This window comes from Stenotrophomonas sp. Steno-C17, assembly GCF_056393165.1.
In genome coordinates, this window is record NZ_JBWJPD010000008.1 from 68935 (window position 1) to 90714 (window position 21780).

The following is a 21780-nucleotide window of genomic DNA, read 5'->3' on the forward strand; positions in this document are numbered from 1 at the left end:
GATTTGCCGCAGTTCATCGGAGAGCAGTCGACTAACAGTCGACTCTACCGCAGCGACCTTCGATCAGGGAGAATCGGTGCCGTCCCTTCCAGCCGACGGGACGTCCCCCAACCCGCCGACTGGAGAGAGCGCGCGTGGAAGCAACCGTACATTTCATCAACAGCATCATCTGGAGCAAGGCACTGATCGTGGTGTGCCTGGGCGCCGGCCTGTTTTTCAGCCTGCGCACGCGCTTCATGCAGCTGCGCGGCTTCTTCGAGATGTGCCGCCTGACCGTGAAGGGCGAGAAGTCCGACGCCGGCGTGTCCTCGTTCCAGGCCCTGGCCATGTCCATGGCCGGCCGCATGGGCATCGGCAACATCGCCGGCGTGGCCACCGCCATCGCCTTCGGCGGCCCCGGCGCGATCTTCTGGATGTGGGTGATGGGCTTCCTCGGCGCGTCCACCTCGTACGTGGAATGCACCCTGGCGCAGATCTACAAGACCAAGGATGCCGAAGGCCGCTACCGTGGTGGCCCGGCCTACTACATCGAAAAGGCGATGGGCCTGAAGTGGTATGCGCTGGCCTTCGCCTTCGCCACGATCATCGCCGCCGGCTTCCTGATGCCGGGCGTGCAGGCCAATGCCATCGCTGACAGCGTCATCAACGCCTGCCGCGGCACCGCGCTGTGCGGCCCGCTGGATGGCCAGGCCTTCGGCATGGACCAGGTGCAGGCGCTGAAGCTGGTCATCGGCATCGTGGTCGCCCTGCTGCTGGGCGTGGTCATCTTCGGTGGCGTCAAGCGCATCGCCAACTTCGCCGAAGTGGTGGTGCCGTTCATGGCCGCCGGCTTCATCCTGATGGCCATCGTCATCATGATCATCAACGCCGACCGCGTGCCGGAAATGTTCGGCATCATCTTCGACAGCGCCTTCGGCACCCACGCGGCGTTCGGCGCCATGATGGGCCTGGCCATCGAATGGGGCATCAAGCGCGGCATCTACGCCAACGAAGCCGGCCAGGGTTCGGGCCCGCACGCCGCGGCGGCCTCGGAAGTCTCGCACCCGGCCAAGCAGGGCTATGTGCAGGCCTTCGCCATCTACTTCGACACCATGATGGTGTGCACCGCCACCGCCTTCCTGATCCTGGCCAGCGGCACCTACAACGTCTATTCGCCGGTGGAAGGCGCCGCCCCGATCTTCCAGGGCCTGGCCGGCATTCCCGAAGGCGCCGGCTATGCACAGGCGGGCGTGGAAGCGGTGTTGCCGGGCTGGGGTTCGGCGTTCGTGTCCATCGCCATCTTCTTCTTCGCCTTCACCACCATCATGGCGTACTACTACATGGCCGAGACCAACCTCAGCTATGTGAACCACAACAAGAAGCGCCCGCTCACCGTGCTGGTGCTGCGCCTGGGCATCCTGGCCATGGTCGTGTTCGGTGCCTTCCACAACGCCACCCTGGCCTGGGCGCTGGGTGACATCGGCGTGGGCCTGATGGCCTGGCTGAACATCATCGCCATCCTCATCATCCAGAAGCCGGCCATGCTGGCCCTGCGTGACTACGAACGACAGAAGAAGCTGGGCCTGGACCCGGTGTTCGATCCCGATGCACTGGGGATCAAGAACGCCGAGTTCTGGCGCCAGCGCAAGCAGGAGACCGTGTAAGTGAACAACCCCTGGAACAACCGCCGCCCGTCCGCCCGTCCGCCGCGCGCCACACCGTTGCCGCGCCCGGAAGGGCAGGGCAGTGGCGGTGGTGCAGGCGCCGGTGGGCGTGGCAATGACGAACTGCGCCTGTACGGCCTGAACGCCGTGCTGGCCGCGTTCGAAGCCCGCCCGCAGGCATTGCGCAAGCTGTACCTGCTGGAGGCGCGCATTCCGCGCCTGCAGCCGCTGCTGAAGTGGTGCGTGGCCAACCGCGTGGGCTACCGCGTGGTGGAAGACGGCGATCTGAACAAGCTGGCCGGCACCACCCACCATGAAGGCGTGGTGGCCGATGTGCTGCGCGCGCCTGCGCTGGAACTGGCGCAGTGGCTGCAGCAGGTGGGCGATGGGCCCGCGCTGGCGTTGTGGCTCGATGGCGTGGGCAATCCGCACAACCTGGGCGCGATCCTGCGTTCGGCCGCGCACTTCGGGGTGAAGGCGCTGCTGCTGCCGGCCGGCAGCACGCTGGCCCTGTCCGGTGCCGCCGCGCGCGTGGCCGAAGGCGGTGCCGAAGCGGTGCCGCTGGTGCAGCTGCCCGACGATGCGCAGGCCATGGCGCAGCTGCGTGCGGCCGGCTTCGGCCTGGCCGCCACCTTGGTGGACGGCGGCGAAGACGTGTTCCGCGCGACGTTGCCGGCACGTCTGGTGTACGTGATGGGGGCCGAAGGCGAAGGCATGGACCGCGAACTGGCCAGCCTGTGCGACCAGCAGGTCTCCATTCCGGGCAGCGGCGCGGTGGAAAGTCTCAATGTCGCATCTGCCACGGCGGTACTGCTGGCGCAGTGGGCCAGCCGCCGCGGTTGACCGCTTCAGGGTCAGATCCCGTGCCGCAGGCAAGGGCTCTGACCCTAAAGCACGCATGATGTTTTGAAAGTTTCCTTATTGGTCCGCCGTTCCCGGCGACGCAGGGTGGAAGTCCAACCCACGTTGTCCAGGAGTGGCTGTCATGCATCATCCGCGTCGTACCCTCGCCGTTGCCCTGCTGCTGGCCTGCGCGTTGCACAGCGCCAGTGCCGCGGCCAACGAACACAGCCTGGAAGGGGTCAACTTCACCGGCCCGCTGATCACCCCCAATTCCGCCGGCATGGCGGCGGGGCATTGGTACATCGAACCCTATCTGGTGCGTGTGGACAGCACCGCGTTCTTCGACGACAGCGGCGATCGCCACCGCAGCGATGAACGCAGCGGCGCGTGGGCCGTGGTGGTGCCCATCGCCTACGGCTTCAGTGAACGGGTCACCGGCCAGGTCAACCTGAGCGCCTCGCGCGCCGAATCGGGCAGCACCCGCAGCAGCGGCTTCCGCGCCGGCGATACCACCGCACGGCTGCAGTATCTGCTGCAGGCGCCCAGCGCCGACGGCACCACCCCGGCGGTGTCGGTGGCGCTGGTACAGCGCTTCAGTACCGGCAGCCACGACCGCATCACCGGCAATGCGCTGGATGCGCAGGGCGATGGCGTGCAGCGCACCACGCTGGCGCTGGGCATGCAGAAGGTGGAATGGATGGCCAACGGTCGGCCGCTGCGCTGGCGCGCGCAGTTCAGTGCCGGCCCTGCGCCGTCGCGCACCGCCCTTTCCGGGGCCAGCGTGTACGGCACCGAGCGTGGCTTCCAGGGGAACATCGCACGCGGGTCCGTGCTGGGCCTGTCGATGGGGGCCGAGTACAGCTTCAACTCGCGCTGGGTCGGGGTCATGGAAGTTGCCGCCAGCCGCGAATCGGGCCAGCGGCTCACCGGCTTCGCACCGGGTGCCGACGGTCAGGTCCGGCAGATCGACGAACGCCGCCCGGCCAGTCGCAGCGTCACCGTGGCACCGGCCGTGGAGTACCACTTCAGCCCCTCGCTGGGGCTCATCGCTGGCGTGGAAGTGACCGTGGCCGGGCGCAACAGCGGCCGCATCATCAGCCCCCAGGTCGCCCTGGGCATGTTCTTCTGAGGGGCGCGCCATGACTGTCGAATCCGTTGTGAACAGCGTGCTGGGCGTGGTCTGGAGCCCGCTGCTGGTGGTGCTGTGCCTGCTGGCCGGGCTGTACTTCAGCATCCGCACGCGCTTCATCCAGCTGCGCGCGCTGCCGGACATGCTGCGCCTGATGTTCCGCCACGAACGTTCCGAGGCCGGCGTATCGCCGTTCCAGGCGTTGTCGCTGTCGCTGTCCAGCCGGGTGGGCGTGGGCAACATCGCCGGCGTGGCCATGGCCATCGCCTTCGGTGGGCCGGGCGCCATCTTCTGGATGTGGATCGTGGCGTTCCTGGGTGCCTCCAGCGCCTTCATCGAATCCACCCTGGCGCAGATCTACAAGGATCGTGACGGCAAGGGCCAGTACCGTGGTGGGCCGGCGTATTACATCGAAAAGGGCCTGGGCCAGCGCTGGTACGCGGTGCTGTTCGCGGTGGTCACGGTGATGGCCGGCGCCATGCTGGCCGGTACCCAGTCCAATGCGATCACCAGCGCGGTGAACGAGGCCTGGGATGTGCCGGTGGTGACCACCACGGCGGTGCTGCTGGTGGTGCTGGGGGCGATCCTGGTCGGCGGCGTGCGCCGCATCGCGCGCGTGGCCGAATGGGTGGTGCCGATCATGGCCGTGGCCTATCTGGGCGTGACCGCCGTGGTCATGGTCATCAACGCGGACAAGCTGCCCGAGGTCATCCTGCTGGTGGTGCGCAGCGCGTTCGGGGTGGATGCGGCCTTCGGCGCGATGATCGGCACGGCCATCCAGTGGGGCGTGCGCCGCGGTGTGCTGTCCAACGAAGCGGGCATGGGCAGTGGCGCGCATCCAGCCGCCGCCGCGGAGGTGTCGCACCCGGTGAAGCAGGGCCTGGTGCAGTCCTTCTCGGTGTACATCGACACCCTGGTGGTGTGCAGCGCTACGGCGTTCCTGATCCTGTCCACCGGTCTGTACAACGTGTACGACCCGGCGGTGAACGGCATTCCAGATGAGGCGCGGTTGCTGCTGGGCAATCTGCCGGGCGTCGAGGCCGGGCCGCGCTTCGTGCAGCACGCGGTGGAATCGGCGCTGCCGGGCTTCGGCCGCTCGTTCGTGGCGCTGGCGATCCTGCCGTTCGCGTTCACCACCATCCTGGCGCTGTATTACATGGCCGAAACCAACGTCAGCTACCTGTGCCGCGATCGGCCAAGTGGCGGGGTGATGGTGGTGTTCCAGCTGCTGTTCCTGGCCGCCACCGGCTATTCGGCCATGAACAGCGCCACCGTGGCCTGGTCGCTGGGCGATATCGGCGTGGGCATGATGAGCTGGTTGAACATCATCGCCATCGTGCTGCTGCAGAAGCCCGCACTGGCCGCGCTGCGCGACTACGAGCAGCAGAAGCGCAACCAGACGGACCCGTTGTTCAACCCGCAGAAGATCGGCGTGCGCAACACGCGGGTCTGGGACGGCTGATCCCAAGCAATCGCCTGGTAGGTGCGAACCTTGGTTCGCACGGCTGTTGCCGGGGCGATCGCCGGGCATGGCCCGGCGCTACCGTAGGGCTGCTGCTCTTGCCTGGTGGGTGCGAACCTTGGTTCGCACCGCTGTTGCCGCGGCGCTACCGCATCATTCGTTCGGCGGAACCGTCGCCTTGGCTTCACTGCCGAAGCTGCCATCGGCTTCGGCGGCCAGGTAAGCAAACACGGTGTACGCGGCCACGTTCTGCGCCAGCGCCTTCGGGTCGATCTTGTCCAGCGTATCGTCGGCGGTGTGGTGCAGGTGGAAGTAGTCCGACCCATCCTGCGCCAGCCACGCCCACGCACCGCCCTTGGCCGCCAGCGGGCCCACGTCCGGGCCCGGGCCGCCCTTGTCGGCCTGGTACTCGATGCCCAGCGGCTTCATCACTTCGGCAATCTGCTGGGTCGCTTCGCGCGAACCTTCCGGGTTCGGCGAACCGGTGTTGAAGGCGTAGATGCGCCCAGCACCGAAGTCGCTCTCGGCGGCCAGCTGGTGCAGGGCCACGTCCTTGGCATGTGCTTCGGCGTAGGCCTTGCCGCCGTACAGGCCCTGTTCCTCGTTGGCGAACGCGATCACCCGGATCGTGCGCTTCGGCGCCTGCTTCAACTGGCCGATCAGATGGCCAGCGGCCATGGTGATGCCCACGCCGGCACCGTCATCCACCGCACCAGTGCCCAGATCCCATGAATCCAGATGCCCGCCGATCACCACCACTTCCTTGGGCAGGGTGCGCCCGGTGATTTCACCGATCACGTTGTACGAGGTGGCCGTGCCATCCCAGCCGCAATCCAGCGCCACCTTCACCGTGGTGCTGCCACGGGCCAGCAGGCGTGCCAGCTGGTCGGCATCGGGCACCGACAGCGCGGCCGACGGCACCGGGGTCAGGCCGTCGTCGAAGCGGGTGATGCCGGTGTGCGGCACGCGGTGCGAATCGGTGCCCGCCGAACGCATCAGGAAACCGACCGCGCCCTTGCGGATGGCCTCGGACGGGCCCTTGCTGCGGATCGCACCGCCGCGGCCGTAGTCACGACCATCGCGGAACGGCAGCATCTGGTAGTCGACGAAGGCGATCTTGCCCTTCAGCGATCCGGCCGGGGCGGCCTGCAGCGCGGCCAGGTCGGCAAAGCGCACCACTTCGGCTTCCACGGTACCGCCCGGGCTGCCCCCCAGTGCGGTGATCTGCAGCGGCTGCGGGTTCTTGCCGGTTACCGCGGCGTGTTCACTGCGGCGTTCCCACTTGGGGAAGGTCACCGGTTCCTTCCAGACCTTGTCAAAGCCCAGGGCCTTGAACTTGGCTTCGGCCCAGGCCACGGCGCGGGCGTCGGTCTCGCTGCCGGCAATGCGCGGGCCGATTTCAGTCGTCAGCGATTCGACCACCTTCCAGCCGGTGTCATCGGCCAGCGCCTGGTCGCGCAGCTGCGCGGCGGTGGCCAGCGAGGCGGGGGGGAGCGTGGTGGTGCGGGGCGCCGCGAAGGCCGGCGCGGCCAACAGGGCAAGGGACGATGCGATGGCAAGAACGCGGCGACGCATGGACAGCTCCGGGAAGGGAATCAGCCTTGGAGCTTAACAGTCGTTCAGTGCGGCGCATGGGTGGGAGGTCATGCCAGGGCTGAATGCTGTTTTCCGGCCATGAGCGGCAAAGCGAAAGCCCCGCCGGGGCGGGGCTTTCGTGTGGCGCTCGTGCGGGCGAATGGGCTGCTGTCGTAGAGTCGAGCTTGCTCGACTGCTTTGAAGAGGCCAGTCGAGCAAGCTCGACTCTACGGACGAGCGAAGTCGAGCATGGCTCGACTCTACGGACGAGCGGGGCGCCCACCGGCGCCCGGCACGTTATTTCTTCAGGCTGTCGCGGATCTCGCGCAGCAGCACCACTTCTTCCTTCGGTGCGGCCGGGGCGGCTTCCTTCTTGCGCGACAGGCGGTTGATCACCTTGATCACCAGGAAGATGGCGAAGGCCACGATGACGAACTGCACCAGGGTGTTGAGGAAATCGCCGTAGCCGATCACCACCGCCGGAATCTCCTTGCCATCCGGGCCGATGCTGGCCGGTGACAGCACCCAGGCCAGGTCAGAGAAATCCACCTTGCCGATCAGCATGCCCAGCGGCGGCATGATGATCTTTTCCACCAGCGCGGTGACGATCTTGCCGAAGGCTGCGCCAATCACCACGCCCACGGCGAGGTCGATGACGTTGCCGCGCATCGCGAATTCCTTGAACTCGGTAAGCATTCCCATTGTTGTTCTTCTCCAGAGGGCGAGGGGACAGGCGCAGGGTAACGCAGCAGATGTCAGCCAGCGATGACGCCGTGGCGCTCGGCCACGTTTTCCAGGCGTGCGCTGAAACGATCGCCCGGCTTCAGTGCGGCCACGCCCGACGGCGTGCCCATGAACACCAGGTCGCCGGCGCGCAGCTGCCACAGCTTGGACAGTTCATGCAGGATTTCCGGCACGTTCCAGATCATCTGGTCCAGCAGCGATTGCTGGCGTACTTCGCCGTTCACTTCCAGCGAAAGATTCAGTGCGGCCAGATCACCCACTTCGCCGGCATGCACGATCTCGCTGATCGGCGCGGAGGCATCAAAGCCTTTGGCCGAATCCCACGGGTGGCCCTTTTCCTTGGCGGCGGCCTGCAGGTCGCGGCGGGTCAGGTCCAGGCCCACGGCATAGCCGTACACCAGTGCTTCGGCATCGGCCACGGCCAGCTCACCGGCCGGCGCATCGCGGCCGATCGCCACCACCAGCTCCACTTCGTGGTGCAGGTTGGCGGTGGCGGGCGGGTAGGGAATCACATCGTCGTGGCCGACCACGATGGCATCGGCCGGCTTGGTGAAGAACATCGGCCGACCGCGATCGTCGGCGGCCGGCACAGCCGCGCCCATTTCACGCGCGTGGTCTGCAAAGTTGCGGCCCACGCAGTACACGCGGTGCACGGGGAAGCTGCCACCGCCCACCACGGGAACGCGGGGCACGGCGGGAGCGGCAATCACATCGGAAACATCGGACATGCGGACATCCAGGAAGGGCGTGCCCGCAGTCTAGAACCTAACGCGGCCCGCCGTCAGCGGGTGCGTGCCTTCAACGCGGCGACGACAGCGCCGATTTGCGCACCACGCGGTACTCGCCTTCCACCACGTTGGGGTCAGCGGCACGGCCGACGCTGGCCGGCTTGCGCGAGGCCAACAGCTTCCACGCCAGGCCGATCAGGATCATCGCAGCGCCCACGAACACGCCCACGAACACCATGGCGGCCAGGATGGCCAAGCCCAGCAGGCCCACGGCGATGCGTACCAGCGGGTTACGCGGCTTGCGCGGCGCGAACAGGGTACGGAACTGGTGGATGGCGGATGCGCGAGTAAACATGGCGGCTCGATAGGCTGAAATCAGCGAAGTGCCAGTATCCGGAGGCGCCACTGTCATTGAGTGAAAAAGTCGTTAAATATAGCCTTGGCTTATTACCAATCAATGACTTGTGTTCATGTGAGAGCCAGCGACCTGAGCGCGCGTGCGAGAATGGCGCTTTACGTCGGAGCCTTCGCCATGACCACCACCACCGTCGCCCTCATTGCTCTGGATGCCCTTGCCGACGGGGCGTTCGCCGAGGTCGAAGCGCTGGTGGATGGCGATGCCGAATCGGTGGTGTTGTACCGCGACGGCAATGACGTGCGCGCCTTCCTGAACATCTGCCCGCATGCCGGCCGCCGCCTGGACTGGGCGCCGGGGCAGTTCCTGAAAAGCCGCGAGGGCCACCTGGTGTGCGCCGCGCACGGCGCCTCGTTCGCGCTGGACAGCGGCGACTGCGTGGCCGGCCCATGCAAGGGCGACCGCCTGCGCGCGGTGCCAGTGGATGTGCGCGACGGGCAGGTCTACCTGGCCTGACCCCATCGGGCCGGGAGCAGTCGAGCATGGCTCGACTCTACAAAAGCCGTGTCGACCAAGGTCGACACCTACCAGAGCCGGGTGCGACCTCACGTCCGGGGTCGGATCCGTTTTCCGCAGGAGAACGGCTCTGACCCCATCGGGCCGCAAGCAGTCGAGCATGGCTCGACTCTACAAAAGCCGTGTCGACCAAGGTCGACACCTACCAGAGCGGTGTGCGACCTCAGAACATCAGGTTGATCATCAACACCACGACGCAGGTGTAGATCAGCGACAGCGGGCCGCCAACCCGCCACATCTCGCGCGGGGTGTAGTTGGCCGGGCCGGTGATCATCGAAATGACCGGGTTGGACGCGGTCATCAGGTTGTTGGACGCCGACAGCGCTACGATCAGCGCGAACGCGGTCGGGTTGCCGCCCGCCGCCAGCGCCAGGTTCACCGCAATGGGCACCATCACGATGGTCGCGCCCACATGGCTGATCACCAGCGAGAACGCGGTGGTCAGCAGTGCCAGTGCCACTTCCAGCACCCACAACGGAATGCCGGTGGGCAGCTTGTCGATGGTGTGCCCGGCCACCCACGCCGCCGCACCGCTGGAATCCATCGCCCAGCCGAGCGGGATCAGCCCGGCCATCATGAACACCGTCTTCCAGTTGATCGAGGCATAGGCCTCGTCCATGCGCAGCACGCCGGTCAGCAGCATGCCGGCCACGCCGGTCATCAGGGTCAGCGCCACCGGCAGCTTGCTGGTCAGCGCAATCAGGATGGTCAGCGCGAAGATCGCCATGGCGATCTTGAACTTGTGCGGGCGCTGCTCGCCGGTCGGGTAGTCGGTCACCACCACGAAGTCGCGGCTGCGTGCGGCCTGCGCCAGGTCGGTCCAGATGCTGTGGAAGACCAGCATGTCGCCGGCGCGCAGCTGCACGTCGCGCACATCCTCGCGGATCACCTGCTTGTCGCGGTTGATCGCCAGCAGGCTGATGCCACGTTCCTTGCGCAGGCGCAGATCGGCCGCGCTCTTGCCGATCACGTTCGAGGTCGGCGGCACCACGGCCTCGGAAATGCCGGCGCGGCTGGGGTTGAACAGATCGCCCAGGTGCTTCAGGCGCGAGGACATGCGCAGGAACTGGTTCTGCGCGAAATCGCTGATCTGCTCGCGCGGGCCCATCGCGCCCAGCACGCTGCCCACCCAGATGCGCATCTCCGCCGGCGGCGCCAGGCGGGTATCGTTGCCGGTCTTCAGGGCCAGCAGCAGCGGCGCATCGTGCAGGTTTTCCGCCTCGCCCAGCGTCATGCCCACCAGCGGGCTCTCGGCGGTCACCACCAGTTCGAAGACATCGCCCTCAATGCCGTAGGTCTTGGCGAAGTAGCTCTCGGTGCGCGCCGGGGTCACCCCGTCGTTCACCAGGTTCTCTTCCTCGATCAGCTTGCGGTCGCCGTAGTAGCGGAAGTACAGCAGCGAAGCGACCAGCAGCGCCACGCCGATCGGCAGCGGCGCGAACATGCGCAGCGGTTCGATGGTGGCCAGGCCGGAGGGCAGGTTGTTGTTGGCCGAGGCCAGCAGATCGTTCAGCAGGATCAGCGGCGAATTGCCGACCATGGTCAGCGCGCCACCCATCACGATGGCCGCGGAAATGGGCAGCAGCAGGCGTTGCAGGGTCAGCCCGGTGCGCGCGGCCAGGCGCGAGGCCACCGGCAGGTACAACGCCATCACCGAAGGGTTCTGCATGAACGAGGAGTTCAAGCCGGCAATGGCGGTGGTCATCATCAGCAGCCGCTGCTCGACGCCGTGGCCGCGCCGCAGCAGCCACGCGGCCAGCCGGTTCAGTGCACCGGTGCGGTCCAGGCCCGCGCCGAGGATGGTGGTGGCGATGATGCTCATCACCGCGTTACCGGAAAAGCCCCCGAAGATTTCCTCAGGGGCGATCAGACCGGTCACGCCCAGCACCACCAGCACCACCAGCGCCACCACGTCGGCGCGGATGCGCTCGAACAGGAACATCGCCATCGTGAAACCAACCAGCCCGAGCACGAGCTTCATGTCGTTGGTCAGCGTCAGCGCGGTATCCATGTGGGGCGCAGGGTCCTCGGTGGTGGGTCAGGTGCGGTCGTACAGCAGATCCCAGACGCCGTGGCCCAGCTTCTGGCCGCGGGTCTCGAAGTGGGTCTGCGGGCGCCAGTGCGGGCGCGGTACGCTGCCACGCGGGCCGGCACGGTTCACCAGCCCGGCAGTGGCGTCCAGCACGTCCCACATCTGTTCGGCGTAGTCTTCCCAGTCGGTGGCGCAGTGCAGGCGGCCACCGGGGCGCAGCTTGCGCACGATCAGCTCGGCGAACGCCGGCTGCAGCAGGCGGCGCTTGTTGTGGCGCTTCTTGTGCCACGGGTCCGGGAAGTAGATGCGCACTTCATCCAGCGCACCGTCGGCGATTTCGTTCTGCAGCACTTCCACCGCGTCGTGGTGGTACAGGCGCACGTGGTCGGCGTTGTCATCGGCCAGCGCGTTCAGCAGGCGGCCCACGCCGGGCGCGTGCACTTCAATGCCGATGTAATCGCGCGACGGGTCGTGCTGCGCGGCAAAGCGCATGGCGGCACCGTTGCCGAAGCCGATTTCCAGCACCTTGTGCGCCGGGCGGCCGAAGGTCGCGTCCAGGTCACGCGGCTGGCCGTTGTAGTCGATGCCGAAGCGCGGCCAGCGTTCGTCGAACGCGCGCTGCTGGGCGGGGGTGAAGCGGCCCTGGCGCAGCACGAAGCTGCGCACCTCGCGGCGGCCCTCGCTCACGGTGAAGGGCTTGGGCGGGGCCTTGGAACCGGCGCTGTCGAAGGGATTGGTCATCAGCCGATCACCCCTTCCACCGGCGAAGACGCACTGGCATAGCGCTTGCGCGGAATGCGCCCGGCCAGGAACGCCTCGCGGCCGGCTTCCACGGCCTTGCGCATGGCGCTGGCCATCAGCACCGGGTTGCGCGCTCCGGCAATGGCGGTGTTCATCAGCACGCCGTCGCAGCCCAGTTCCATGGCAATGGCCGCATCCGACGCAGTGCCCACGCCGGCATCGACGATGATCGGCACCTTGGCGTCTTCAATGATCTGCAGCAGGTTGTACTTGTTCTGGATGCCCAGGCCCGAACCGATCGGCGCGGCCAGCGGCATCACCGCCGCGCAGCCGATCTCTTCCAGGCGCTTGGCCAGGATCGGGTCGTCGGAGGTGTAGACCATCACCTCGAAGCCGTCCTTGACCAGCTGTTCGGCGGCCTTCAGCGTCTGCACCACGTCCGGGTACAGGGTCTTCTGGTCGCCCAGCACTTCCAGCTTGGTCAGGTTGTGGCCGTCCAGCAGCTCACGGGCCAGGCGGCAGGTGCGCACGGCGTCTTCGGCGGTGTAGCAGCCGGCGGTGTTGGGCAGGATGGTGAAGCGGTCCGGCGGCAGCACGTCCAGCAGGTTCGGTTCGCCAGGGTTCTGGCCGATGTTGGTGCGGCGGATGGCCACGGTGACGATCTGCGCGCCAGCGGCCTCGGTGGCCAGGCGGGTTTCCTGCAGATCCTTGAACTTGCCGGTGCCGGTCAGCAGCCGCGAGCCATAGGTCTTGCCGGCGATCACCAGCGAATCGGGGGAGACATGAACGTTCATGCCGCGATTATCGCCTATCCGCCTGAAGATGGGGTCACGCCGGAAGCAGGGTCGGATCCCTTTGCCAGCGGCCAAGGGCTCTGACCCGTGGCGCAATGCGTGGGGGTCAGAGCCCTGCGCTGTGCGAAGGGATCCGCCCCCTTTGCCTCAACCACCGCCCAGGGCGTGCACGATCTCCACCACGTCGCCATCGCACAGCGCGTGCGCGCCATGCTGGCTGCGGCTGACGATCTGGCCGTTCACTTCCACGGCCACCCGCCGCTGCAGCAGGTCTTCGGCGGCCAGCAGGTCGTGGACGGTGGCCGGGGCGGGCAGGGTGCGGGGTTCGCCATTGAGCTGGATGTTCATGGCCGCATTGTCGCCGATGGCCCGGTCTTATCGGAACCGTTGCAAATCCTCCGCAACGCCACCTCCGGCACAGTTGCTGCGGGGCGGTCCGGGCGACAATTCATGCGGCGGCGCAGCGTGAGCAATCGGCGGGACGGTGAAACCATTCACCGTGCGCCGGCGTACGTGCGCCGGGTCCTCAACATTTTCCCCCAGGAGTTTTTACATGCTGCTCAGCAAACGCCCGATCCGCTCCCTCATGGCGGCCGCGATCGCGCTGGCCGCGCTGCCGGCCATGGCAGGCGAATCCCCGTTCAACAGCACCGTCTTCTTCGGTGACAGCCTGACCGACGGCGGCTACTACCGTCCGCTGCTGTCGGCCGATGCGCGCCCGGTGGCGGGCCAGTTCACCACCAACCCGGGTTGGGTGTGGGCGCAGTTCGTGGCCGACTACTACGGCACCAACGCCACCCCGAACGGCCTGGGCCGCACCGGCGACAACTACGCCGTGGGTGGCGCCCGCGTAGGCACCGACCTGACCCAGCCGGCCTTCGGCAACGTGCCGGTGCCGTCGCTGAAGACGCAGACCGCCAACTACCTGGCCGCCAACGGTGGCAAGGCCGACCCGAATTCGCTGTACACCGTGTGGGGCGGCGCCAACGATCTGTTCGCCATCACCACCCCGGCGCAGGCCCCGGCCATCATCGGCGCGGCGGTAACTGACCAGATCGGCATCGTGTCGTCGCTGAAGCAGGCCGGCGCCCAGTACGTGATGGTGCCCAACCTGCCCGACGTCGGCATCACCCCGGGGTTCATCGACCGCGGCGCTGCCGGCCAGGCGCTGGGTACCTCGCTGTCCAATGCCTATAACAGCGCCCTGTACGGCGGCCTGAAGCAGGCCGGCATCGACTTCATCCCGCTCGATACCTACACCCTGCTGCACGAAATCATCGCCAACCCGGGTATGTACGGTTTCAGCAATGTCACCGGCCGCGCCTGCCTGGTGGCCTCCTCGTTGGGCTGCAGCCCGCTGGCCTATGTGCGCCCGGACGCGGCCAACACCTACCTGTTCGCCGATGACGTGCACCCGACCAGCGCGGCGCACCAGATGCTGGGCCAGTACGCCATCTCCATCCTGGAAGGCCCGCGCCTGCAGCAGGTGCTGAGCCACTCGGCGCAGACCATCGGCCGTTCGCGCGCCGACCAGGTCAGCCTGCACCAGAGCGGTCGTCCGGCCGATGGCCTGTCCTGGTGGGGCGGCCTGCGTGGCGACATGCAGCGCTACGACCACGCCGACGTGTACGACGGCATGGCCCCGGCCGGCCTGGCCGGTATCGACTGGGCGCGTGACGGCATGGTCGTGGGCGGCTTCGCCGGCTTCGGCCGCATGGACGCCGACTTCGGCAACAGCCGTGGCGACTTCACCCAGAAGGACACCACCGCCGGTCTGTTCGCCGGCTGGTACGGCGAGCGCGTGTGGGTGAATGGCCAGGTCAGCTACACCTGGCTGTCGTATGACGTGAACCGCAAGGTCCAGCTGGGCCCGGCTACCCGCGAACACGGCGGCTCGCCGGACGGCAGCAACCTGACCGCGGCACTGAACGCGGGCTACGAGTTCGGCACCGAAGGCGGCTTCCGCCACGGCCCGATCGCCTCGGTCATCTGGCAGAAGGTGAAGATCGATGGCTACACCGAAACCGCCGACGCCAACACCCTGGCCACCGGCCTGGGCTACGGCCAGCAGGATGTCGATTCCACCGTGGGCCGTATCGGCTGGCAGGCCCGCTTCGACGGCGGTGCCGTCAAGCCGTACGCGCAGCTGACCTACGACCACGAGTTCGAAGACACCAAGCAGGCCAGCGCCTGGGTGCAGAGCCTGCCGGACGTGGGCATGTACCGCGTGCCGGGCATGGACTTCGACAAGAACTATGCCACCGCCATCCTGGGCGCGCGCATGGAACTGTTCGGCCTGCAGAGCAACGTCGGCATCAGCGCCACCACCCTGCAGAAGCGTGCAATGGACGCCACCGTGTTCGCCAGCTTCAGCGGCAGCTTCTGATGCAAGGCGGGGTCGGATCCGTTTCCGCCTGGAAACGGCTCTGACCCCACAGCGGCATGCCGCCATTGCGCAACACCGGCTGCTCCGCATAAGATTCCACCCTGCAATGCGGGCGTAGCTCAATGGTAGAGCTGTAGCTTCCCAAGCTACTGACGTGGGTTCGATTCCCATCGCCCGCTCCAGCATTCCAACCCCGGTTGTGGCCCTGCCACTGCCGGGTTTTTTTTGTGGGGGCCGTACCGCGTTGGCCCGCCGCGCACATCAGCATCATCGCGCCGCCACACGCTCGCGCTATGCTGCGCGCCTGCCGCCCGATGCCCCTGCGATGAAGCTCGCCATCCTGTCCCGCAACAGTTCGCTGTACTCCACCCGTCGGCTGGTCGAGGCCGCGCGCGCGCGCGGGCATACCGTGCGCGTGCTGGACCCGCTGCGCTGCTACATGCGCATTGCCGCCGATGGCTTCTCGATGCATTACAAGGGCCGGCCAATGACTGGCGTCGATGCGGTCATTCCGCGCATCGGCGCCTCCATCACCCGCTACGGCACCGCCGTGCTGCGCCAGTTCGAGCTGATGGGCGCGCGCACGCCCAATCCGTCAGACGCGATCCTGCGTTCGCGCGACAAGCTGCGCGCGCACCAGCTGCTGGCGGCCAAGGGCATCGACATGCCGGTGACCGTGTTCGGCGACAACCCCGACGACACCGTGGATCTGTTGTCCATGCTGGGCCCGGCGCCGCATGTGGTGAAGCTCAACGAGGGCACCCAGGGGCGCGGGGTGATCCTGACCGAAAAGGCCAGTGCCTCGCGCGGCATCGTCGAGGCGCTGCGGGGCCTGTACGCCAACTTCCTGATGCAGGAATTCATCGGCGAGGCCAAGGGCGCCGACCTGCGCTGCTTCGTGGTGGGCGACCAGGTGGTGGCGTCCATGCAGCGGCAGGCGGCCGAGGGCGATTTCCGTTCCAACCTGCACGCCGGTGGCACGGCCCAGGCGGCCAAGGCCAGCCGCGCCGAGCAGCAGGTGGCGGTGCGCTCGGCCAAGGCACTGGGCCTGTCGGTGTGCGGGGTGGACCTGATCCGTTCCCAGCGCGGGCCGCTGGTGCTGGAAGTGAACTCGACCCCCGGCCTGGAAGGCATCGAAGCGGCCTGCGGCGTCGACGTGGCCGAGCGCATCATCGTGCACGTGGAGAAGCTTAAAAAACCTTGATTATCAATTGCTTGAGTTTTTGTTCAGGGCGCAGCCGGGGGTTTAACACGGCTTTAATCGGTCGGGGCGTAGGCTTCACCGAACCGCAGCTCTGCCTCTCAGCAGGATCGGTAATCGGGATACGACTTCAGGCCCAGACGGCTTACCGTCTGGGCCTTTTTTATGCGGCGGCCCGCGGCGACGGGCATCGCTTGTCCGGGGCCGGGTTGGCTCGTACAGTGGGGCCTTCGTTCCAGGAAGGATCGGGAGGCTGGCGATGTACCGTATGACGATGATCGCAATGCTGCTGGGCCTGAGTGTGGCCGCACAGGCCCGTCAGGAAAGCAGTGCCGTACAGATGGACCGCCAGGCCCCCGTGGCCGAGCAGGTGCGCCGGGTCGAAAAGGCCCTGGACAATGGCGATTACAGCGAAATCTCCGCCGACGACCGCGCCCAGGTGCGGCAGGCGCTGGCGCGCATCACCCAGCGCATGGGCGACCACACCACCCTGCAGGACCTGCCGCCGGCCGTGCAGAACGAGGTGTTCAACGACCAGGAGCGGGTCAATACCCTGCTGACCCGGGCCCACGCAGACAGCCGCATGATCTGCCAGCACACCCGCACCACCGGCAGCAACATGCCCAAGAGCCGGTGCCTGACCGTGGCCGAGCGCCGGCGCATGGAGGAAAAGGGCAAGGCACTGCTGAATGACCAGCGCTCATACAGCAACTTGAACCCGAACGACCGTCGTTGAGGGCGCTTAACGCGTTGCCAATGGCACTTGAAGGGCTTGCGCGCATGCGCATACAGTCAGCGTTCACATCAACAAGGACGGGTACCCCATGAAGCATCCATTGATGGTTGCGCTGCTGGTTTCTGGCTTGGCATTGGGGTTCGCAGCCCATGCCAAGGACGCCGTGCTGCAGGCCGGCCAGCCGCTGCTGCCGCAGCTGGACAAGATCGACAAAGACTTGAATGACGGCGAGACCTACTCCGAACTCAGCGCCCAGGACCGCGGTCGCGTGCGCGAAACGCTGGTGCGCCTGCGCCGGGTGGGCGAGGAGTACCGCGACGGTGCGTCCATGCCTGAATCAGTCCGAACCCAGGTATTCAACGACCAAGAGACTGTGAACGTAGTTTTGACACAGGCTCGTGAAGATAGTCGTCTAATATGCCGACGTGAAAAGACCACCGGCTCCAACCGTGCGACCACGCAATGCCTGACGGCAGCCCAGCGCGAACGCATGCGTGACGACGCCGACCGCAACCTGACGCGTGCGCAGCGTGGCGGCCCGACCAAGAACAACTAGAGGTGACAGTGAGAATCCTGGTAATCGAAGACAACAGCGACATTGCAGCCAATCTGGGTGACTACCTGGAGGACCGGGGCCATACGGTGGATTTCGCCGCCGACGGCGTGACCGGCCTGCACCTGGCTGTGGTGCACGAGTTCGACGCGATTGTCCTGGATCTCAACCTGCCCGGCATGGATGGCATCGAGGTCTGCCGCAAGCTTCGCAATGAAGCGCGCAAGCAGACCCCGGTGCTCATGCTCACCGCGCGTGATTCGCTGGACAACAAGCTGGCCGGCTTTGATTCGGGCGCCGATGATTACCTGATCAAGCCGTTCGCGCTGCAGGAAGTGGAAGTGCGCTTGAACGCGCTGTCGCGCCGCGGCAAGGGCGTGCAGACCCGCGTGCTGGAAACCGGCGATCTGGAATACAACCTGGACACGCTGGAAGTGCGCCGCCAGGGCAAGCTGCTGCAGCTCAACCCCACCGCCCTGAAGATCCTGCAGGCGCTGATGGAAGCGGCCCCGGCCGTGGTGACCCGGCAGGAGCTGGAAACCCGCGTGTGGGGCGAAGAGCTGCCCGATTCCGATTCGCTGCGCGTGCACATCCACGGCCTGCGGGCGGTGGTGGACAAGCCGTTCGAAGTGCCGCTGATCCAGACCCGCCATGGCATCGGATACCGCATCGCCACACCGGAAGCCTGATTCGGTGGCGGCGAAAGGGGAACGTCGGCGCACGCCTTATCGGCGGCGCCTGCGTAGCCGCATCATCGTGTCATTCGTGTTGTTGGGCTTCTGCCTGACGACACTGTTCGCGTTCGCCACCAACTGGGCCCGCATCCGCGTGGAAAACCAGCTGGTGGAAGACGTGATGAACCGCAACATCAACGAGTACGCGCGTCGCTTCTACGAACACCCCGGGCGCAACCCGGAAGTGCCCGTGCAGCAGATCAAGGCGTATGCGTATTCGCGCGACAAGTTCGACCGCGTGCGCGAGAACCAGCCGGATTGGGCCGCGCTGCCCAACGGCAACTACAACCTCAGCGGCACCGACGAGCAGGGCCAGCCTTACGCCTACAAACTGGCGGTGCGCAAGGCGGACGACGCCTGGTTCTTCCTGGCCTATGACATGACCGACAGCGTGCGCGGTGGGCAGCAGCTCAGCCGCGCGCTGGTGTTGTCGGTGCTGGTGTTCAGCCTGCTGTCGCTGGTGCTGGGCTGGTGGTCGGCGTCGAAGGTGATGAAGCCGGTGTCCGACCTGGCCGCACGCCTGCGCGCCTATCGCGGCGGCAGCAGCGACCCCGAGCCGCTGGCGCCGCGCTTCCCCGACGACGAAGTGGGGCAGTTGGCGCAGGCGCTGGACGACTATTCATCGCGGCTGACCGAAGTGGTGCAGCGCGACCGCGAGTTCAATGCCGACGTGAGCCACGAGCTGCGCACGCCGCTGGCCGTGATTCGCGGCGCCACCGAACTGCTGCTGACCCGCCCGGGCCTGGACGACAAGGTGCTGCAGCGCCTGCAGCGCATCCAGCGTGCCGAACAGCAGTGCAGCGACCTGATTGGCGCCTTGCTGCTGCTGTCGCGCAACGAGCGCGGGCAGGGCACCAGCAACGTGGCCCGCGTGGCCGAGCAGCTGCTGGATGCACACCGCGCACAGCTGGGCGGCAAGCCGCTGGAGCTGGTGCTGGAAGGCGAGCGCGATCTGGTGATCGACGCGCCCGAGGCCGCGCTGTCGGTGGCGCTGGGCAACCTGATCGGCAACGCGGTGAAGTATTCGCAGGACGGCGACGTGCGCGTGCACGTGGGTGGCAACGCGGTGTCGGTGACCGACAGCGGCCCGGGCCTGAGCGAAGAAGATGCGGCCAAGCTGTTCCAGCGCGGTTATCGCGGCACGCATGCCGGGCATTCGCAGGGCGGCGGTATCGGCCTGTCGATCGTCAGCCGCCTGTGCGATCTGTACGGCTGGCAGGTGAGCGTGCGGCCGGGCGGCCAGCGCGGCGTGATCGCCACGCTGACGTTCTCGCCGAAGCCGCTGTAATCGGGCGAACGGGTACCCGGTGGGCGCCGACCCTGGTCGGCGCTGGTGCTGCGCGCGATGTGTCGTGACTGGCGTGTGCGTGGGTACTGCAGCTCCGTTCTCTGCGGCTCTGACACCGTGGTGATGTGATCGGTATCGCGCAGCGGCTGTGCGTGGCGGCACGAATGGGCTGCGGCGTAGGGGCCGTGGCGCTTTTGCCTCGTGATTGTCGAGACGGGGGATGGCCTGATGGCCGGGCCGGGGCGGGTGCCTCGGCCGGGATTGGCGTCCTGAAAAAAACCGACATTCAGCAAATCCCTGATGCACGCTCCGTGCATTTCGGACAATGCACCGCTTGCCGTCTCCTTGGCGGGCGGTGCGTGGGGATTCGTCAGAATCCGCTGGAGTCTTTATTGCTGATTGTTGGATCTCCGGTACGCCAACCCGCACCGTCCGCCACCTTGCATCCGCAGGTGGCCCCGCCGTCTGCGGAGGAGCAACGCCATGTCACAGCGCACCGCCTATCCCAACCTGCATCGCCTGGTTGGCGAATCAATCGACCAGCTTCCGGCCGAGATTGCCGAACGCATTGAAGACGTCCTCTCTGAACCCACCGACCTGCTGCCCAACCTGCTGGCCCGCATGGATGGCCGCGACACCGCTGAAGGCCAGCCGCAGAAGGCAACCGGCATGACGCCGGCGCAGGCCGTCACCCTGGCCAGCTTGAGCCGCACGCTGGCCGGCCTGAATGCCCTGATCCAGATGCTGCACGCGGCCGAAGCCGCACGCGTGCAAGGCAGCGCCGGCCAACAGTTGCCACCCGACGTGGTGGAGGGTCTGCTGCTGGCCGCCCGCGAACTGGCCCAGTACGCCCGCCGCCAACTGGGCTGAAGGGCAGGGCACCCGCCGGGGTCGGATCCCTTTCCGCAGGAAAGGGCTCCGACCCCGATCAGGCCACCCCGCACAGCGGCGCGCATTCGGGAAACTTCAATCTTCCGAAAAATAGTTGTCGATGCTCAGCGCCACGTCGTAGCTGCCAAGCTCGATAAGCAGGTCGGGCGGCAGCGTGGGGCCGCCGTTGAAGCTGGACTGGAAGTGGCCACACCAGAAGCACGCCTTGAACTGCGTGGAAAGCAGCTTGATCTCGGCCTTTCTGGCATGCAAACAGCCGAGCAGGAACCTCAAGCCTTGCTCCAGACTTTCCCATTCGTGCCGGAAACCGATCTCACCGTGTCCGTCGTATGCCCAGAATGCGTGTCGTTTCCTCACGCCATGTTCTTCAGGCTGGCTGCGCTGATGGCTGGGCTGCAGATGCAACAGGGTTGAGATCCTGGCGGCGTCCAGTTGTTCGCCGGAGAACTGGATGCAGACGGTGTATTGATGGCCTGGCCGGACGGGTGCGTCGTTCATCGTAGTGTCTGATCCTTGGCGGCCGCGACGGGCAAACTGCGACGCCCGGCATGGAGATTCGTCATCGGTCGGGAGCCCTCGCGCCATCGCCCACTGCAAGCTCCGCCAGTTCCCTCCCGGCTGGGCGCGCATGCGCGTGTTTTTCCCGTTGCGTCCGCTCAGGAGTACGGCTGCACGAATCACTCCTCATTGGAGGCTGGACCATGCACCGCCACATACTCCTGGGCTGTTTCGTCGCCAAGGTCGGCGGCCTTGTCGATCCAGTAACGCGCTTCTTTCGTGTCCTGTTCGACTCCGTTGCCATGCATCAAGGCAAGACCGTATTCGTACATCGAAGCGGGATCTCCCGCGTCCGTGCCGATCTTGAAGTATTCCGCCGCACGTACATCGTCGATCTCGACCAAGTCGCCGAACAGGTATCTCATTCCGAGATCGAAGATCGCTGGAATGTATCCCATCTCTGCAGCGGTCTGTTCAGACCGCAGCATTCTGTCCTCACGCGCCTCTCTGGGCTCGCCCTTTGGGCTAAAGCTTCCCATGAGGTAGATGCCCTCTGCGGTTCCTGCTGCGGGATGCGACTTTACGAAGTCGTAAGCTTCTCTGAAGCCTTGTGTCTCGCAAATCTCACTGAAATCTTTGGACAATTGAGTTGGGAAGTTGCTCACGGATCCTTCCGGGAAATGTAAGCCGGATGCGGCTTGGGCTTGCGGGCTGGCGGCGATTCTACACCCACGCTGGACATGATCCGTAAGCTGGCGCTGACGGTCAGCGGCGATGCGTTGTTGTTCGATGACGAAGAACGGCAGACCGCGCAGGCCGTAAAGGCGTGATCCTCAAGCACCAGGCCAAACAGTCGCAGCCAGATGTGCAG

22 protein-coding genes and 1 tRNA gene are annotated in these 21780 nt (G+C 66.4%); 13 read left to right on the forward strand and 10 right to left on the reverse strand.

Going from position 1 to position 21780, the window contains the following annotated elements:
* Positions 1 to 134 precede the first annotated feature (134 nt).
* From AC06FA_RS09095 to AC06FA_RS09110, 4 genes are all read left to right on the forward strand, one after another.
* Positions 135 to 1643, forward strand: a complete 1509-nt coding sequence (locus AC06FA_RS09095; RefSeq protein ID WP_478068011.1) for an alanine/glycine:cation symporter family protein — start codon at positions 135 to 137, stop codon at positions 1641 to 1643.
* Complete coding sequence (locus tag AC06FA_RS09100) at positions 1644 to 2486, forward strand: TrmH family RNA methyltransferase (protein WP_478068012.1); 843 nt, start codon at positions 1644 to 1646, stop codon at positions 2484 to 2486. It begins immediately after the preceding gene.
* Positions 2487 to 2628: 142 nt separating this feature from the next.
* Complete coding sequence (locus AC06FA_RS09105; RefSeq protein ID WP_478068013.1) at positions 2629 to 3615, forward strand: hypothetical protein; 987 nt, start codon at positions 2629 to 2631, stop codon at positions 3613 to 3615.
* 10 nt (positions 3616 to 3625) lie between these two features.
* Positions 3626 to 5077, forward strand: a complete 1452-nt coding sequence (locus AC06FA_RS09110; RefSeq protein WP_478068014.1) for an alanine/glycine:cation symporter family protein — start codon at positions 3626 to 3628, stop codon at positions 5075 to 5077.
* Positions 5078 to 5230: 153 nt separating this feature from the next.
* Here the strand turns inward: AC06FA_RS09110 and AC06FA_RS09115 are convergent, their stop codons facing one another.
* From AC06FA_RS09115 to AC06FA_RS09130, 4 genes are all read right to left on the reverse strand, one after another.
* Complete coding sequence (locus tag AC06FA_RS09115) at positions 5231 to 6652, reverse strand: M28 family peptidase (protein WP_478068015.1); 1422 nt, start codon at positions 6650 to 6652, stop codon at positions 5231 to 5233.
* A gap of 297 nt (positions 6653 to 6949) precedes the next feature.
* Positions 6950 to 7354, reverse strand: coding sequence for a large-conductance mechanosensitive channel protein MscL (gene mscL, locus AC06FA_RS09120; RefSeq protein WP_478068016.1), 405 nt, complete (start codon positions 7352 to 7354; stop codon positions 6950 to 6952).
* Positions 7355 to 7407: 53 nt separating this feature from the next.
* The gene (locus AC06FA_RS09125; protein WP_478068017.1) at positions 7408 to 8124 is read right to left on the reverse strand and encodes a fumarylacetoacetate hydrolase family protein; all 717 of its coding nucleotides are present in this window, start codon (positions 8122 to 8124) and stop codon (positions 7408 to 7410) included.
* A 70-nt stretch (positions 8125 to 8194) separates the two neighbouring features.
* Entirely contained in the window at positions 8195 to 8479 is a 285-nt protein-coding gene (locus AC06FA_RS09130) for a hypothetical protein (RefSeq protein WP_312706494.1), read from the reverse strand.
* A 177-nt stretch (positions 8480 to 8656) separates the two neighbouring features.
* On the opposite strand from AC06FA_RS09130, the gene AC06FA_RS09135 reads away from it, so the two are divergent.
* Positions 8657 to 8995, forward strand: a complete 339-nt coding sequence (locus tag AC06FA_RS09135) for a Rieske (2Fe-2S) protein (protein WP_478068018.1) — start codon at positions 8657 to 8659, stop codon at positions 8993 to 8995.
* A 223-nt stretch (positions 8996 to 9218) separates the two neighbouring features.
* On the opposite strand, the gene AC06FA_RS09140 is transcribed toward AC06FA_RS09135, so the two are convergent.
* From AC06FA_RS09140 to thiS, 4 genes are all read right to left on the reverse strand, one after another.
* Positions 9219 to 11066, reverse strand: coding sequence for an SLC13 family permease (locus tag AC06FA_RS09140; protein WP_108757018.1), 1848 nt, complete (start codon positions 11064 to 11066; stop codon positions 9219 to 9221).
* Positions 11067 to 11093: 27 nt separating this feature from the next.
* Positions 11094 to 11828 (reverse strand): tRNA (guanosine(46)-N7)-methyltransferase TrmB, encoded by a 735-nt coding sequence (gene trmB, locus AC06FA_RS09145; protein ID WP_478068019.1) that lies wholly within the window; start codon positions 11826 to 11828, stop codon positions 11094 to 11096.
* Positions 11828 to 12622, reverse strand: coding sequence for a thiazole synthase (locus AC06FA_RS09150; RefSeq protein ID WP_108750910.1), 795 nt, complete (start codon positions 12620 to 12622; stop codon positions 11828 to 11830). The genes trmB and AC06FA_RS09150 overlap by 1 nt, the downstream gene beginning before the upstream one ends.
* A 147-nt stretch (positions 12623 to 12769) precedes the next feature.
* Positions 12770 to 12970, reverse strand: a complete 201-nt coding sequence (gene thiS / locus AC06FA_RS09155; RefSeq protein WP_478068020.1) for a sulfur carrier protein ThiS — start codon at positions 12968 to 12970, stop codon at positions 12770 to 12772.
* A 205-nt stretch (positions 12971 to 13175) separates the two neighbouring features.
* Between thiS and AC06FA_RS09160 the strand changes: the two genes are divergently transcribed.
* The 8 genes from AC06FA_RS09160 to AC06FA_RS09195 all read left to right on the forward strand — a co-directional run bounded on the left by AC06FA_RS09160 (position 13176) and on the right by AC06FA_RS09195 (position 20390).
* A complete protein-coding gene (locus AC06FA_RS09160) occupies positions 13176 to 15008 on the forward strand; it encodes an autotransporter outer membrane beta-barrel domain-containing protein (protein WP_478068021.1) in 1833 nt (610 codons plus the stop codon).
* Between the two features lie 108 nt (positions 15009 to 15116).
* Positions 15117 to 15190, forward strand: a tRNA-Gly gene (locus AC06FA_RS09165).
* Positions 15191 to 15333: 143 nt separating this feature from the next.
* Entirely contained in the window at positions 15334 to 16212 is an 879-nt protein-coding gene (gene rimK / locus AC06FA_RS09170) for a 30S ribosomal protein S6--L-glutamate ligase (RefSeq protein ID WP_108757016.1), read from the forward strand.
* 256 nt (positions 16213 to 16468) lie between these two features.
* Entirely contained in the window at positions 16469 to 16945 is a 477-nt protein-coding gene (locus tag AC06FA_RS09175; protein ID WP_478068022.1) for a hypothetical protein, read from the forward strand.
* An 88-nt stretch (positions 16946 to 17033) separates the two neighbouring features.
* Entirely contained in the window at positions 17034 to 17501 is a 468-nt protein-coding gene (locus AC06FA_RS09180; RefSeq protein ID WP_478068023.1) for a hypothetical protein, read from the forward strand.
* Between the two features lie 8 nt (positions 17502 to 17509).
* The gene (locus AC06FA_RS09185; RefSeq protein ID WP_005410804.1) at positions 17510 to 18187 is read left to right on the forward strand and encodes a response regulator transcription factor; all 678 of its coding nucleotides are present in this window, start codon (positions 17510 to 17512) and stop codon (positions 18185 to 18187) included.
* Positions 18150 to 19520, forward strand: coding sequence for a sensor histidine kinase (locus AC06FA_RS09190; protein WP_108750905.1), 1371 nt, complete (start codon positions 18150 to 18152; stop codon positions 19518 to 19520). Before AC06FA_RS09185 ends, AC06FA_RS09190 begins: the two co-directional genes overlap by 38 nt.
* A 483-nt stretch (positions 19521 to 20003) precedes the next feature.
* Positions 20004 to 20390: a hypothetical protein gene (locus AC06FA_RS09195; protein WP_478068024.1), complete on the forward strand. Its 387-nt coding sequence runs from the start codon at positions 20004 to 20006 to the stop codon at positions 20388 to 20390.
* 96 nt (positions 20391 to 20486) lie between these two features.
* Here the strand turns inward: AC06FA_RS09195 and AC06FA_RS09200 are convergent, their stop codons facing one another.
* Together AC06FA_RS09200 and AC06FA_RS09205 are read right to left on the reverse strand one after the other, a co-directional pair.
* Complete coding sequence (locus AC06FA_RS09200; RefSeq protein WP_478068025.1) at positions 20487 to 20909, reverse strand: DUF4279 domain-containing protein; 423 nt, start codon at positions 20907 to 20909, stop codon at positions 20487 to 20489.
* Between the two features lie 179 nt (positions 20910 to 21088).
* Entirely contained in the window at positions 21089 to 21574 is a 486-nt protein-coding gene (locus AC06FA_RS09205; RefSeq protein WP_478068026.1) for a tetratricopeptide repeat protein, read from the reverse strand.
* Positions 21575 to 21780: the final 206 nt, after the last annotated feature.

Excerpts from the sequence above, each read along its gene's own strand:
- AC06FA_RS09110 (WP_478068014.1), top strand. The coding sequence starts at position 3,626 with ATGACTGTCGAATCCGTTGTGAACAGCGTGCTGGGCGTGGTCTGGAGC.
- AC06FA_RS09200 (WP_478068025.1), bottom strand. The coding sequence starts at position 20,909 with ATGAACGACGCACCCGTCCGGCCAGGCCATCAATACACCGTCTGCATC.
- AC06FA_RS09125 (WP_478068017.1), bottom strand. The coding sequence starts at position 8,124 with ATGTCCGATGTTTCCGATGTGATTGCCGCTCCCGCCGTGCCCCGCGTT.
- AC06FA_RS09140 (WP_108757018.1), bottom strand. The coding sequence starts at position 11,066 with ATGGATACCGCGCTGACGCTGACCAACGACATGAAGCTCGTGCTCGGG.
- AC06FA_RS09135 (WP_478068018.1), top strand. The coding sequence starts at position 8,657 with ATGACCACCACCACCGTCGCCCTCATTGCTCTGGATGCCCTTGCCGAC.
- AC06FA_RS09195 (WP_478068024.1), top strand. The coding sequence starts at position 20,004 with ATGTCACAGCGCACCGCCTATCCCAACCTGCATCGCCTGGTTGGCGAA.
- AC06FA_RS09130 (WP_312706494.1), bottom strand. The coding sequence starts at position 8,479 with ATGTTTACTCGCGCATCCGCCATCCACCAGTTCCGTACCCTGTTCGCG.
- trmB (WP_478068019.1), bottom strand. The coding sequence starts at position 11,828 with ATGACCAATCCCTTCGACAGCGCCGGTTCCAAGGCCCCGCCCAAGCCC.
- rimK (WP_108757016.1), top strand. The coding sequence starts at position 15,334 with ATGAAGCTCGCCATCCTGTCCCGCAACAGTTCGCTGTACTCCACCCGT.
- AC06FA_RS09160 (WP_478068021.1), top strand. The coding sequence starts at position 13,176 with ATGCTGCTCAGCAAACGCCCGATCCGCTCCCTCATGGCGGCCGCGATC.
- thiS (WP_478068020.1), bottom strand. The coding sequence starts at position 12,970 with ATGAACATCCAGCTCAATGGCGAACCCCGCACCCTGCCCGCCCCGGCC.
- AC06FA_RS09180 (WP_478068023.1), top strand. The coding sequence starts at position 17,034 with ATGAAGCATCCATTGATGGTTGCGCTGCTGGTTTCTGGCTTGGCATTG.
- AC06FA_RS09150 (WP_108750910.1), bottom strand. The coding sequence starts at position 12,622 with ATGAACGTTCATGTCTCCCCCGATTCGCTGGTGATCGCCGGCAAGACC.
- AC06FA_RS09190 (WP_108750905.1), top strand. The coding sequence starts at position 18,150 with ATGGCATCGGATACCGCATCGCCACACCGGAAGCCTGATTCGGTGGCG.
- mscL (WP_478068016.1), bottom strand. The coding sequence starts at position 7,354 with ATGGGAATGCTTACCGAGTTCAAGGAATTCGCGATGCGCGGCAACGTC.
- AC06FA_RS09115 (WP_478068015.1), bottom strand. The coding sequence starts at position 6,652 with ATGCGTCGCCGCGTTCTTGCCATCGCATCGTCCCTTGCCCTGTTGGCC.
- AC06FA_RS09105 (WP_478068013.1), top strand. The coding sequence starts at position 2,629 with ATGCATCATCCGCGTCGTACCCTCGCCGTTGCCCTGCTGCTGGCCTGC.
- AC06FA_RS09175 (WP_478068022.1), top strand. The coding sequence starts at position 16,469 with ATGTACCGTATGACGATGATCGCAATGCTGCTGGGCCTGAGTGTGGCC.